General features: G+C 74.2%; 11 protein-coding genes and 1 pseudogene. 9 read left to right on the plus strand and 3 right to left on the minus strand.

Annotated features, from left to right (window positions below; genetic code table 11):
* Positions 1-110: 110 nt before the first annotated feature.
* Entirely contained in the window at positions 111-608 is a 498-nt protein-coding gene (locus tag LPA42_RS06770; RefSeq protein WP_077935224.1) for a PH domain-containing protein, read from the minus strand.
* A gap of 127 nt (positions 609-735) precedes the next feature.
* On the opposite strand from LPA42_RS06770, the gene LPA42_RS06775 reads away from it, so the two are divergent.
* The 6 genes from LPA42_RS06775 to LPA42_RS06800 all read left to right on the plus strand — a co-directional run bounded on the left by LPA42_RS06775 (position 736) and on the right by LPA42_RS06800 (position 6,502).
* Positions 736-1,908: an acetyl-CoA C-acyltransferase gene (locus LPA42_RS06775; protein WP_077935223.1), complete on the plus strand. Its 1,173-nt coding sequence runs from the start codon at positions 736-738 to the stop codon at positions 1,906-1,908.
* Between the two features lie 58 nt (positions 1,909-1,966).
* Complete coding sequence (locus LPA42_RS06780) at positions 1,967-3,001, plus strand: phosphotransferase (protein WP_228986421.1); 1,035 nt, start codon at positions 1,967-1,969, stop codon at positions 2,999-3,001.
* 81 nt (positions 3,002-3,082) lie between these two features.
* Entirely contained in the window at positions 3,083-3,592 is a 510-nt protein-coding gene (locus LPA42_RS06785) for a hypothetical protein (protein ID WP_043960849.1), read from the plus strand.
* A gap of 69 nt (positions 3,593-3,661) precedes the next feature.
* On the plus strand, positions 3,662-4,357 hold the full coding sequence (locus LPA42_RS06790; protein ID WP_043960848.1) for a response regulator transcription factor: 696 nt from the start codon (positions 3,662-3,664) through the stop codon (positions 4,355-4,357).
* Complete coding sequence (locus LPA42_RS06795; RefSeq protein ID WP_077935218.1) at positions 4,350-5,828, plus strand: sensor histidine kinase KdpD; 1,479 nt, start codon at positions 4,350-4,352, stop codon at positions 5,826-5,828. The genes LPA42_RS06790 and LPA42_RS06795 overlap by 8 nt, the downstream gene beginning before the upstream one ends.
* 56 nt (positions 5,829-5,884) lie before the next feature.
* Entirely contained in the window at positions 5,885-6,502 is a 618-nt protein-coding gene (locus tag LPA42_RS06800) for a hypothetical protein (protein WP_077935217.1), read from the plus strand.
* Here the strand turns inward: LPA42_RS06800 and LPA42_RS06805 are convergent.
* A complete protein-coding gene (locus LPA42_RS06805; protein ID WP_077935216.1) occupies positions 6,495-8,744 on the minus strand; it encodes a hypothetical protein in 2,250 nt (749 codons plus the stop codon). The two genes, LPA42_RS06800 and LPA42_RS06805, sit on opposite strands and share 8 nt — an antisense overlap.
* Before the next feature lie 124 nt (positions 8,745-8,868).
* On the opposite strand from LPA42_RS06805, the gene LPA42_RS06810 reads away from it, so the two are divergent.
* Positions 8,869-9,576 carry a glycosyltransferase family 2 protein gene (locus LPA42_RS06810; RefSeq protein WP_043960844.1) on the plus strand — a complete coding sequence of 236 codons (708 nt, stop codon included), beginning with the start codon at positions 8,869-8,871 and terminating at the stop codon, positions 9,574-9,576.
* An 87-nt stretch (positions 9,577-9,663) separates the two neighbouring features.
* Positions 9,664-10,098, plus strand: a pseudogene (soxR, locus tag LPA42_RS06815) (redox-sensitive transcriptional activator SoxR); the annotation flags it as partial.
* Positions 10,099-10,517: 419 nt separating this feature from the next.
* Here soxR and LPA42_RS06820 read toward each other — a convergent pair.
* On the minus strand, positions 10,518-11,411 hold the full coding sequence (locus LPA42_RS06820) for an NAD(P)-dependent oxidoreductase (protein ID WP_096761538.1): 894 nt from the start codon (positions 11,409-11,411) through the stop codon (positions 10,518-10,520).
* 139 nt (positions 11,412-11,550) lie between these two features.
* On the opposite strand from LPA42_RS06820, the gene LPA42_RS06825 reads away from it, so the two are divergent.
* Positions 11,551-12,555, plus strand: coding sequence for a helix-turn-helix domain-containing protein (locus LPA42_RS06825; RefSeq protein WP_077935214.1), 1,005 nt, complete (start codon positions 11,551-11,553; stop codon positions 12,553-12,555).
* Positions 12,556-12,558: the final 3 nt, after the last annotated feature.

Genomic DNA, 12,558 nt, shown 5'->3' on the forward strand with positions numbered 1-12,558 from the left:
GGCATCGGCGGAACGGCGAAGCGGCGGGACGGCGGGACGACAGGGCGGCAGGACGCGGAGCCGCCGCCGGGCCGTCGCCCGGACCGCGGCGGCGGCTCGGGCGCGACAAGCTAGGGGCGATCCAGCCCGCCCGGCCTTCCCACGCCGCCCGGCTCACCCATCCCGGTCGACCGGGCGCGGGCGGCGCGCAGCGCGTCGGCCACCTCACCGGGCGGGGCGTCCAGGTCGTAGCGGCCGAACAGGTGCAGCGACTCGCCCGCGTCGATCTCCAGGATCTCCGTGGACAGGCCCAGCCGGGGCCGCCGGTCCACGGTGATCGCCTCGACGGAGGCCCAGTCGAGGCGACGCCGGCCCGCGAAGCCCCGGACCACTGTGATCCCCGCCGGATCGACCGCGAGCCGCACCGGGGCCAGCAGGTCCCGCAGCGCCCAGCCGACCAGTCCGGCGGCCAGCACCCCGGCGAGCACCAGCCGCACCCGGTCGCCGTCGGCGAACACCAGCCCGAGCCCGACCAGCGCCGCCGCGCCGACCAGCTTCAGCGCCGGCAGGGTGGGTGGGACCCGCCACTGCCGGGCCGACGGTGCTGTGGGGGTCAGTGCCGACTCCATCCCACCAGGATGCCAGCCGGGCCCACCCGTGACAGGGGCCCGCCCGCGACCGCCCCGACCGCCGTGGGGGGACGGCCGGGCGACGGAAGACGTACTATCGGGGCAGCCAGGTTACCGGGGAGTAAACATGAGTGACGCGGTCATCGTCGGTGCGGTACGCACCCCGGTCGGGCGGCGCGAGGGCAGCCTCGCCGCCGTACACCCGGTCGACCTCTCGGCCCACGTGCTGCGCGCCCTCGCCGAGCGCACCGGGATCGACCCCGCGCAGGTCGACGACGTCGTCTGGGGCTGCGTGTCCCAGGTCGGCGAGCAGTCGTGGAACGTCGCCCGCAACGCCGTCCTCGCCGCCGGCTGGCCCGAGTCGGTGCCCGGCACCACGCTGGACCGGCAGTGCGGCTCCAGCCAGCAGGCCCTGCACTTCGCCGCCGCCACCGTCCTGTCCGGGCAGGCCGACCTGGTCGTCGCGGGCGGCGTCGAGTCGATGACCCGGGTGCCGATGGGCTCCAGCGTCGTCGGCGGCACGCCGTTCAGCGCCCAGGTCCGCGACCGCTACCGGGGCGTCGAGGGCTTCGCCGGGGACGAGCCGCTGCCGTTCAACCAGGGCGTCGGCGCCGAGCTGATCGCCGCCCGCTGGCACTTCTCCCGGGCGCAGCTCGACGAGTTCGCCCTCGCCAGCCACGTCAAGGCCGCCGCCGCGCAGGACGCCGGAGCCTTCGACCCGGAGCTGGCGCCGGTGGTGCTGGCCGACGGCGGCAAGTTCGCCGCCGACGAGGGCATCCGCCGGGACACCTCGCTGGCGAGGCTGGGCGGGCTGAAGACCCCCTTCCGCGCCGACGGCGTGGTCACCGCCGGGTCCGCGTCCCAGATCTCCGACGGCGCCGCCGCGCTCGCCGTCACCACCTCCGAGTGGGCCAGCCGCCACGGCCTGCGCCCGCTGGCCCGGGTGCACACCGCCGTGGTCGCCGCCGACGACCCGGTCACCATGCTCACCGCGCCCATCCCGGCCACCGCGAAAGCCCTGCGCCGCGCGGGGCTGGGCATCGAGGAGATCGGGGTGTACGAGGTGAACGAGGCGTTCGCCCCGGTGCCGCTGGCCTGGCTGGCCGAGACGGAGGCGGACCCGGAGCGGCTGAACCCGCGCGGCGGCGCGATCGCCCTGGGGCACCCGCTCGGCGCGTCCGGGGCCCGGATCATGACCACGATGCTCCAGCACATGCGCGACAACGGCATCCGCTACGGCCTGCAGACCATGTGTGAGGGCGGCGGCATGGCCAACGCCACCATCGTCGAGCTGCTCTGAGCGGGCGGGCGGGGAAAACCCCTCGCCGGCCGGCACGGCGCTGCCTACCCTGCCCACCGTGACCAACGCACCGACGCCCCCCGCCGACGCGCTGACCCCGCCCGCCGACGCCCCGCCGCCGTCCACCGACTGGGCCGACCCGCGCTGGCAGGCCCGCGCCCACGACTGGGTCGCCGGGCAGCTCGACCGGGTCGGCCGTCGGGTCACCGGGCCGGTGGAACCCCGCCTCCGGCCCTGGTCGCTGGTGTGGCGGGTGCCCACCGACGCCGGCCCGTACTGGTTCAAGGCCAACAATGCCGGCACCCGCTTCGAGGCCGGGCTGCTCGGCGCGCTGGCCCGGATCGCCCCCGGCCGGGTGCCCGACCCGGTGGCGGTCGACGCCGACCTGGGGTGGTCGCTGCTGCCCGACGGCGGCGAGACCCTGCGCGACGCGCTCGCCCGGCACCGCGACCCGGCCGTCTGGGAACGTGTCCTCCCCCGGTACGCGGCGTTCCAGCGCGCCGTCGCGCCCCGGGTCGGCGAGCTGCTGGCCCTCGGGGTGCCGGACCACCGCCCCGAGGCGCTGCCCGCCCTCCTCGCCGGGCTGCTCGACGACCCCGACGCCCTGCTCCTCGGCGCGCAGGGCGGCCTCACCCCCGAGATGTCGGCGCGGCTGCGGGCGTTCCTTCCTGAGTACGCCGACCGCTGCCGCCGGCTGGCCGCGTCCGGGGTGCCCGCCAGCGTGCAGCACGACGACCTGCACGACGGCAACGTGTTCGCCGCCGACCACCGCTTCTTCGACTGGGGGGACGCCTCCGTCGCCCACCCGTTCGGCACGCTGCTGGTGACCCTGAACTCCGTGGCGCACTCCTTCGAGCTGCCCGACGGCGACCCGGTGCTGCTGCGGCTGCGCGACGCGTACCTCGAACCGTGGACCGACCGGCACGACCGGGCCGACCTGCGGGAGGCGGCCGCCCTGGCGGTCACGGTGACCAAGGTCAGCCGGGCGCTGTCCTGGCGGCGCGCGCTGAGCACGCCGGACCCGGCCCGCGCCGAGTACGCCGAGGCGGTCCCCGGCTGGCTCGCCGAGCTGTTCGAACCCGACCGCCTCTGACAGTCGTCCACCCCGCGCGTGGAAGTTCCGTAGATTGGCGGTTGCCCATATCAGGCGCGGGGCGGGCTCGTTGGTCACGTCATGGACGTCTTCTCCCGCACGTTCCTTCCGGCCGCCGCCGAGACCGGGCTGGCCGTGCAGGCCGTCAGCCGGCACGTGCCGGTCTTCCGCCGCTGCGTCGGCGCCGGTGACGCCAGCGTCCTGGTCGCCCGGTGCGGCCGACCCGACCGGGCGGCCGGCGAATACCTGCTGCTGCTCACCCACCGCCGGCTCGTGGTCACCCGGCAGACCCGGGTGCTGCACCGGCTCCGCCTGCACCTCAACGCCGAGCTGGGCGAGCTGAGCGACGTCACCTGGAGCGCCGACCCGCGTCAGCCGGCGGTCGAGCTGGCCGCCACGGCCATCGACGGCGTGCGGGAACGGTTCGTCATCCGCGTCCAGCACCCGAGGCAGGTGTGGCAGCTCGACGCGCTGCTGCACCACGCGTTCAGCACCCGGCTGCGCAGCTCGCGGGAGCGGGTGGTGGCCGCCATCGGCGACGCGCCGACCGCCGCCCGGGGGGCCGCGTTCCGGCCCGTCGTGGTGCACTGATCGGGCCCTTACCTGATCCGAACATGTCCTGACGCCCTCCGTCGGGCGGTGGTCGGCAATCATGGTCCGGTGACCGTCGACGCACCGCAGCGCGGGCTGGTCCTCGTCGTCGAGGACGAGCCGGCGATCGCCGAGCTGGTTCGGCTTTACCTGACGCGGGACGGTTTCGGCGTCCACCTGGAACGCGACGGCGCGGCGGGGCTGTCCGCCGCCCGCCGGCTGCGCCCGGTCGCCTGTGTCCTGGACATCGCCCTGCCCGGGCTCGCCGGCACCGAGATCTGCCGGCGGCTGCGCGAGGCCGGCGACTGGACGCCGGTGCTCTTCCTCACCGCGCGCGACGACGAGGTGGACCGCATCATCGGTCTGGAGCTGGGCGCGGACGACTACGTGACGAAGCCGTTCAGCCCGCGCGAGCTGGTGGCCCGGGTCCGGGCGGTGCTGCGCCGCACGGCGGGCGTGCCGGAGGGCGTCGAGCGGCCCCGGACGGTCGGCCCGGTCACCCTCGACCCGACCCGCCGCACGGTGACCGTGTCCGGCGAGCCGGTGCAGCTCACCTCGACCGAGTTCGACCTGCTCGCGCACCTGATGGCCCGCCCCGGCCGGGTCTTCACCCGCGAGGAGCTGCTGGCCGGCGTCTGGGGCTACGCGGCCCACTCCGGCACCCGCACCGTCGACGTGCACGTGGCGCAGGTCCGGGCCAAGCTGGGCGGGGCGGCCGGGGTGATCCGCACGCACCGGGGCGTCGGGTACGCCGCCGATGGCTGACCGACCGGCGACGCCGGGGGAGTCCGTGCCGGCCCAGCCCACCGTCGCGCTGCCGGTGATCGGCCCGCGCCCGGCCGGCCCGCGCCGGCGTCGCCCCGGGCGTACGCTCACGGCCCGCGCGGTGCTCGTCACCTGCGCGGTCGCCCTCGTCTCGGTGCTGGTCACCGCGCTTGTCGCGGTCCCGTTGGCGGTGCGCGGGCAGGAGCGACGCGACCAGGAGGCGCTCGCGGCGCAGGCGCGGCTCGCCGCCGACGTGCTGCGCGTGCGGGCCCCGAGGCAGCGGGACGCGGCGGGCGAACGGTTGATCCGCCAGCTCCAGGAGCAGGACATCTCCGTGTACGTGATCCGCGCCGGCACGGTGGACCACGCCGGCCTGCCCCGGCAGGTCGTCAACCGGGTCGCCGCCGGCAACACCGTCTCCGGCCGGCGGCTGGTCTCCGGCGAGCGCGCCCTGGTCGAGGGGCGGCCGCTGGCCGGCGGGGACGGCGTGGTGCTGACCCGGCCCGCCACGCCCGGCCTGTGGGGGCGGGTCGTCCGGGGCCTCTGGCTGCCGCTGCTCGCCGGGCTGGCCGCCGGCCTGGCGGCCGGGATGCTGCTGGCCCGCCGGCTGGCCCGCCCGATCCGCGTCGCCGCGACCGCCGCCGCCCGGCTCAGCGCCGGTGACCGGGCCGTACGGGTGCCCGTCGAGCCACCCGACGAGGTCGCCGAGCTGGCCCTGGCCCTGAACGGGCTTGCCGCCGCGCTGGCCACCAGCGAGGACCGGCAGCGGGAGTTCCTGCTCTCCGTCTCCCACGAGCTGCGCACCCCGCTCACCGCCATCCGCGGGTACGCCGAGGCGCTGGCCGACGGGGTGATCGACGCGGACGACACGCCGCGCACCGGGCGCACGATGCTGGCCGAGGCCGAGCACCTGGACCGGCTGGTCCGCGACCTGCTCGCGTTGGCCCGGCTGGAGGCCGCCGACTTCCCCCTCGAACCGGTGCCGGTCGACCTGGCCCGGCTGGCCGCCGACGCGGAACACACCTGGGCCGACCGCTGCGCGGCGGTGGGGGTGACGTTCCGCATGGAGATCCCCGACGGCGTGGTGCCCGCGTACACCGATCCGGGGCGCATCCGGCAGGTGGTCGACGGGCTGCTGGAGAACGCGCTGCGGGTCGTACCCCCGGGTGCGCCGGTGGTGCTCGCGGCCCGGCCCGCCGGAGCCGACCCGGCGGCCGGTGGGATCCTGGAGGTGCGCGACGGCGGCCCCGGCTTCACCGACGACGACCTGGCGGTGGCGTTCGACCGGGGTGCGCTGCACGCGCGTTACCGGGGGGTACGCAAGGTCGGCAGCGGCCTCGGGCTGGCGCTCGCCGCCGGGCTGGTCCGCCGGCTGGGCGGGGAGATCTCCGCCGGTCACGCCGCCGAGGGCGGCGCGGCGTTCACCGTGCGGCTGCCGGCCGACCCTTACCTGACCCGAACATCGCGCTGACGCCCCCTGAGCACCGGGGCGGGACGCTGGGACCCTCACCGACGAGAGGGATACCCATGGCACGTCACGGATTCGCGGTCGCCGCCACCTCGCTGCTCGCGGCGGTCGCCCTGGGCGTCACCGGCTGCGGGCCGGCGCAGGTGGCGCAGGACGCCTCCAAGGAGGTCGCGGTCGACGTGTCCGCCGCGCTGGGCGCGGAGGGACAGGCGCTCACCGCGCTGGGCTTCGACCCGGGCGACCTCGACCTGGTGGCCGCCCCGGCCCCGGCCGGCTCGGACTCGACACAGCCGGGCGCGCCCGCGCCGGCCAGCGGCGAGCCCGACGCGAAGGAGAAGCGGGGCGAGCGGGCGCAGGAGTGGCGCAAGCGCCGGCAGGCGCGGGTGCTGCTGCGGAAGAAGAACACCCTGCACGGCGAGGTCGTGGTGGGCACGAAGGACGGCGGCACGAGGACCGTCGCCGTGCAGCGCGGCGAGGTCACCGCGATCGACGGGGACTCGATGACCGTCAAGTCCACCGACGGGTTCACGATGACGTGGACCTTCGGCGACGACCTGCGGGTGGTCGAGCGGCGCAAGACGATCCAGCCGGAGGCGGTGCGGGTCGGCGCGACGGTCGGCGTGGCCGGCGCGAAGGACGGCGACGCCGCCAAGGCCCGGCTCGTCCTGCTCAAGTAGGCGGCAGGGCGTACCCGACGTAGCCCCGCCAGGTCAGCGTCCAGCCGGTGGGCACCAGGTCGGCGCAGACCTTCCGGGTGCCCGTGCAGACGATCGCGTCCGTCGAGGCGGGGTCGGCCGGCGGCCGGTCCGGCAGCACCGACTGGAGCGCCACCAGCTCGGGCGGCCGGCCGTCGGCGTCGCGCAGCAGGAGCCACCACGGGTACTCCCAGTTGTCGTTCTGCTGCACCAGCCCGATCCGCCGCGCACCGCTGGCCCGGACCGCGTCGGCCGCCGCCCGGAACTCGTCGGCCCACTGCGGCCGCCGCAGGAAGCGGGTGTCCCACTCCGAGGTGGTGAAGACGGAGCCGGCCCCGACCAGCCGGCGCGGGAAGCCGTACGACAGGGCGAGCACGCCGGCCAGCGCGGACCCGGCCAGCATCGCGACCGCCAGCCCGACCGCCACCGACCGCCGGCGGCCCGAGGCGGAGGAGAAGCCGCTCGCGGACTCCGACTCCGACGCCAGCCGGCGGCGGAAGAGCGAGTCCAGCCAGAGCCCGGCGAGCGGGGCCGCCAGGACCAGGGCGTACAGCAGGAGCCGGTTCCCCCACGGCTGCCACTTGATCATCGCGGTGTGCAGCGCGACGGCCGTCACCACCACGATCGCGTACCCGCGCAGGGCACCGGCTGCCGTCGGGCTGACCCGGGCCGGCCGGGCCAGCGCCAGCGCCGCGCCGACCAGCGCCAGCGCGCCGGCCAGCGGGAACGCCACCCGGTCCTCGTCGGGATACCAGGACGGCACCGGGAAGGTCTCCCGGCCGAAGGTGATGGCCCGGTCCTGCGGGTCCACGCCGATCGCCCGCGCCCCGGCCATGATCGCCTCGGCGGTGCCCGCCCGCACCGGCGCGAGCGGCGTGTCCAGCGCGGTGTGTCCGATCCGCAGGGCGTTGACCAGTACCGACGGCGGGTCGTGCCGTTCCATCGGGATGGACTCGCGCAGCCGCGGCGGCCCCAACGGGTGCCCGAACTCCGCCTGCACGCGGGCCAGGAACGGGCCGACCACCAGCAGGGCCACCAGCACCACCAGCACCGAGCCGGCCACCGTCCGGGCCACGCCGCCCGCGCGGGACCCTGGCGGCTCCGGGGCGCCGCCGCCCGCCCCCGGCCGGGCGACGTCGTCCGAGCCGATCGGGGCCACCTCGTCGGCCCCGCCGGTCGGCAGACCGACGCGACCCGCGCCGACCAGGGCCGGCCGGGCCGGTCCGTCGACCCTGGCCCCGGCCCGCCGGTCGCGGTCCGCACCCCGCACGATCCCGCCGAGGTACGCCAGCCGGAGCTGGCCGATCCCCCAGAGCAGCAGCAGCGGGCCGACGCCGATCAGGCCGCTGGTCTTCGTCACCGCGGTCAGTCCCGTCGCCGCGCCGAGCAGCAGCAGCGTGCCGACCCCGGCCCGGCGGCGCAGCCCGTCCAGGGCGAGGGTCGCCACGCAGGCCACCCAGGCGGCGCAGACCAGGTCGGTCTGGGTGCTGGTCGCCTGCAGCGCCACCATGGGCGTGGTGCCCAGCACGAACGCGGTGAGGAGCTGGGCCCGCCGTCCCCCGCCGAGCTGCGCCGCGATCCGGGCGACGGCCAGTAGGCAGCCCACCCCGGCGGCCCACTGGACCAGGTTGTGCAGCGCGTCGCCGCCGGTGAACAGGCGCAGGTGCAGCAGCAGGTACTCCGCACCGGGCGGGATCGTCACCTGCCGGTGGATCGCGGTGGGCCAGAACTCCAGGCTGCCCTGGGCCACCCAGTGCTCCACCTTCGGCAGGTGGTACGTCTGCGAGTCGAAGTTGTTCGGCTCGGCGAGCAGCGCGATCAGCAGCTCCACCAGGACGAGCCCGCCGACCGTGCCGGCGAGCAGGCGCTCGCCCCGCCCGGCCGTACGCCACCGGTCCGCCAGCCGGGCCCGGACGGCGGCCAGGCTCCGGGCGGCGCCGGACCCGGTTGGTGCGGCGGTGCGGCGGCGTCGCCAGCCCGCCGCCGTCACGGTGGCGGCGACGAAGATCAGCCACGCGACCGCGAACGCGGGCAGGGTCAGCAGGCGCAACGCGCCGAGCAGCTCCACGGTCAGCACCGCGAACGCGCCGGTGACCACCGCGGCCCGGACCACGGCGAGGCGCAGCGGGGCGACGGTGTCCGGCCGGGCGGGGCGCAGCGCCACGGCGAGGGACAGGACGGCGACGAGCGGGGCCGCCACGAGCAGGGAGCCGGCTGCCGACATGGCGCGAAGTAAACACCATCCGGCTGAACGCGCCGAGCCCGACGCCCGGCGGTGCTGCACCCCGCCGCGCTGAGCTGCCAAGCTAGGCTAGGCCGGACGTGTCGCCGTTAGCGTGGAGATTCCCGTGAAGCTCTCGATCCTCATGCCGGTCTACAACGAGGAAGAACGCATCGCGGATGCCCTCAAGCAGGCACTGGCGGTCGACTATCCGTGCGAGATCGAGCTGGTCGTGGTCGACGACGGCAGCCGCGACGGCACCGGGGAGGTCCTCGGCCGCGCCGACGACGCGCGACTGCGGGTGATCACCCACCAGCGTAACGCCGGCAAGGGCGCGGCCATCAAGACAGCGGTCGACAACGCCGAGGGCGAATACATGGTCATCCTCGACGCCGACCTGGAGTACGACCCGCAGGACATCCCCAAGCTGCTCGACCCGGTGCTCGACGGCCGCGCCACGGTGGTCTACGGCAATCGCACCTTCGGCAGCCACAGCGCCTACAGCTTCTGGTATGTGATGGGCAACAAGGGCGTCACCATGGCGGCCAACGTCCTGTTCAACTCGTACATCGGCGACCTGGAGACCTGCTTCAAGCTGATGCCGGTGGCGCTCTACCGTTCCCTCGACATCCGCTCGCGGGGCTTCGGCATGGAGGCGGAGGTGACCGGCAAGCTGCTGCGCCGGCGCATCCGCCCGTACGAGGTGCCGATCAGCTACCGCGCGCGTGGCCGCGAGGAGGGCAAGAAGATCACCTGGAAGGACGGCGTCGAGGCGATCTGGATCCTCGGCCGGGAGCGCACCCGCCGCCGCCCCGCGGGCGCCTCGCAGCACTGATTCCGACGGCTCCGCCGTGCTGGCGGTCATGCGGGCCGTGCCGTTAGCCTGGTCGAGTTGAAGTCCACTTCAATTCAAGGCGACGTGATGCAGGAATCCCTGACCATCGGCCAGCTCGCCGCGCGCAGCGGGGTCGCACCCTCGGCGCTGCGCTACTACGAGCGCCTCGGCCTCATCCGGGCCGACCGCACCGGCGGCAACCAGCGCCGCTACGCCCGCACCGAGCTGCGCCGGGTCGCGTTCATCCGCGTTTCCCAGCAGGTCGGCGTCTCGCTGGAGGAGATCCGCGAGGCGCTGGACTCCCTGCCCGCCTCCCGCACGCCCACAGCGGCCGACTGGGCCGAACTCTCCGCCGCCTGGCGGGCCCGGCTCAGCGAGAAGATCCGCCTGATGACCAAACTCCGTGACGACCTCGACGGCTGCATCGGCTGCGGCTGTCTTTCGTTGCAGCGCTGCGTCCTCTACAACCCCGACGACAAGCTGTCCGGCGAGGGCCCCGGCGCCCGCCTCATGCTCCCCCGCTCTGCCGGCCCCGCCAGCCCCGACGACGCCTGCGTCGACTGCACGCCCGCTCCTGACCCTGCGTCCGCGTGCGGCGACTGCGTCGCCCCGGCCGCCGTCTAGCGTCTCCGCGACCTGATCGGTTCTCCTCTCCTGCATCTGTTCGCGAGGAGCCTCCTGCGCACCGGAAGAGCCGAGGGGTGCCGGCGGCGAACGGGGATCCGCTCGTACGTCGCGGAACTGAGGAATTGCACGGCGACCCCGCGATCGGATTTCAGCGCTTGGGCTCTCCGGAATCGGGTGCCGCGAACTGCGATTTCGGGACCGACATCCCTTGACTGTCGTGGGCCCGGCCGGGCTTTCTCAGACGGCTTTGCCCGCGCAGGAATTCTCCTGTTCGGGCGCGCCGCTTTTCGTGTGCGATTGTGCGTCGATCGAGGTCAGGCCGTGGGCTTACGGAATAGCTCGATCATGGCTGCGTAGCTGTTCTCGGCGTGGCCGTCGGCCACCGCCCGGTCCGCCAGTGTCTTGAAGAACCGCGGCAGTTCGGAGTGAATGCCGAGGTGCTCGCTCTCCTCGGCGAGGTGCTCCATCGCCGCCTGGTGGACGGTCATCGTGGCATCCGTCGCCTCGTACCTACCCTCGTCGACCTGGGGGGCGTAGGCGGTCACGTATTCCGTGATGGCGCTGATCATGGTGTTCGCCAGCGGCGCGAAGGTCTCAGCCTTCACCTTCGCCGTCCCGAGCAGGGCGGCACCGTGCAGGAATCCGTTCAGGATGCCCCACATGATGCCCAGCAGCGCCATGTCGTAGAGGGAGGAGAGGCCGTGGTCCTCTTCCAGGTAGGTCGTGGCCGCCGGGGCGATGGCCTTGAGCGTCGACTCGTGTGCCTCGAAGGCCGACTTGTGGCCGCTGTAGAGCAGAACGGCGCCGTCGGTGCCGATGACCGGGGGGATGGCCATGATCGCACCGTCGAGGTACGGGATGTTCCGCTGCGCGGCCCACTCGGCGGTCTCGCGAGCCTGCGTCGAGGTGGCAGTCGTCAGGTTGACCAGGACCCGGCCGGCGAGCGCGGACTCCACGGGGCGGATCAGCTCGTGGACCGCGTCGTAGTCCGAGACGCAGACGATCACCAAGGGGCTGGCGGTCACCGCGCTTTCCAGTGTGTCGGCGAGCACTGCGCCGTCGGCGACGAGTCGCTCCGCTTTTTCCGGCGACCGGTTCCAAACCGTGGTGGGGTGGCCTCCCTTGAGGAATGCGGCGGCCAACGCCTGGCCCATCAGCCCGAGGCCGACGACAGTGACCGGAGGTCGATCGGCATTTGGATCAGACATCATCCACTCCCGTTAATTGCTCTGCTGTAGGTGTCGCGACTACGGACTCGCGTATGTCTGAATGGTGGCATCGCTGGATGGGTGTCGACAGTGGCAGGAGTGACAGAGTTCGAAAATATCCTGCCGTAGACTGGCGTCCATGGGTCCTGGCTCCGTCGCGATTGCGGTGATCAACGACACTGACATGCAGGTGTGCGAGGTGTACGAGACGGCCATCGCCTACGCCGTCTTCGGTGATCCTCATCCCGATCTCGCCGACCCCTGGTACGACCTGCGTTTGTGTGCGGTTTCGCAGTCTCCCGCCGCGGAGGCGCGGGGCTTCTCCGTGCGTGCGAATCATGGGCTCGACGACCTCGTCGAGGCCGACACCGTGATCGTCCCCTCGGTGCCGGACGCCGTCATCTCCCGTGGTGAGCCTCTGGCGGATGACTTCATCGACGCACTGCGTCGGGCTGCCGACGCGGGCGCGCGCATGGTCTCCCTGTGCACCGGCGCGTTCGCGCTCGCCGAGGCGGGGCTGCTGGATGGCCGGCGGGCCACCGCCCACTGGTCGCAGACCGCCGATCTGGCGAAGCGGTACCCCAAGGTGCACGTGGACGACTCGGTGCTCTACGTCGATGAGGGCAACGTGCTGACGAGCGCCGGAATGACCGCTGGGCTGGATCTCTGCCTGCACCTCGTGCGCCGTGACCTCGGCGTGCGGGTGGCCAATCAGGTGGCCCGCCGGATGGTGGTCTCCGCCCACCGGATCGGTGGTCAGGCACAGGTCGTGGGCCTCTCCGTGGCGGTCACCGACGACGACAGCCTCGGCGTGGTGATGGACTGGGCGGCTGCCAATCTCGACCAGCCGTTGACGGTCGGTGACCTGGCCCAGCAGGCGGGGATGAGCACCCGCGCCTTTTTCCGGCGGTTCCAGGCGGCCACCGGGATGACGCCGCTGAAGTGGCTGCTCGACCAGCGGCTGTCTCACGCACAGACCCTGCTGGAGACGACCGAGCTGTCGATCGAGCGGATCAGTGAGCGCAGTGGCATGGGCACGGCGGCGAACCTGCGCCGCCACTTCACCATCAGGGCCGGCGTGACTCCCACCGACTACCGGAACGCGTTCACCGCGACCCCGAGGCGTCGTCACCAGGGACACTGATCG

The sequence above is a fragment of the Micromonospora sp. DH13 genome, from assembly GCF_020873825.1.
Classification (GTDB): domain Bacteria; phylum Actinomycetota; class Actinomycetes; order Mycobacteriales; family Micromonosporaceae; genus Micromonospora; species Micromonospora haikouensis.

Excerpts from the sequence above, each read along its gene's own strand:
- LPA42_RS06770 (WP_077935224.1), bottom strand. The coding sequence starts at position 608 with ATGGAGTCGGCACTGACCCCCACAGCACCGTCGGCCCGGCAGTGGCGG.
- LPA42_RS06775 (WP_077935223.1), top strand. The coding sequence starts at position 736 with ATGAGTGACGCGGTCATCGTCGGTGCGGTACGCACCCCGGTCGGGCGG.
- LPA42_RS06785 (WP_043960849.1), top strand. The coding sequence starts at position 3,083 with ATGGACGTCTTCTCCCGCACGTTCCTTCCGGCCGCCGCCGAGACCGGG.
- LPA42_RS06795 (WP_077935218.1), top strand. The coding sequence starts at position 4,350 with ATGGCTGACCGACCGGCGACGCCGGGGGAGTCCGTGCCGGCCCAGCCC.
- LPA42_RS06800 (WP_077935217.1), top strand. The coding sequence starts at position 5,885 with ATGGCACGTCACGGATTCGCGGTCGCCGCCACCTCGCTGCTCGCGGCG.
- LPA42_RS06805 (WP_077935216.1), bottom strand. The coding sequence starts at position 8,744 with ATGTCGGCAGCCGGCTCCCTGCTCGTGGCGGCCCCGCTCGTCGCCGTC.
- LPA42_RS06820 (WP_096761538.1), bottom strand. The coding sequence starts at position 11,411 with ATGTCTGATCCAAATGCCGATCGACCTCCGGTCACTGTCGTCGGCCTC.
- LPA42_RS06825 (WP_077935214.1), top strand. The coding sequence starts at position 11,551 with ATGGGTCCTGGCTCCGTCGCGATTGCGGTGATCAACGACACTGACATG.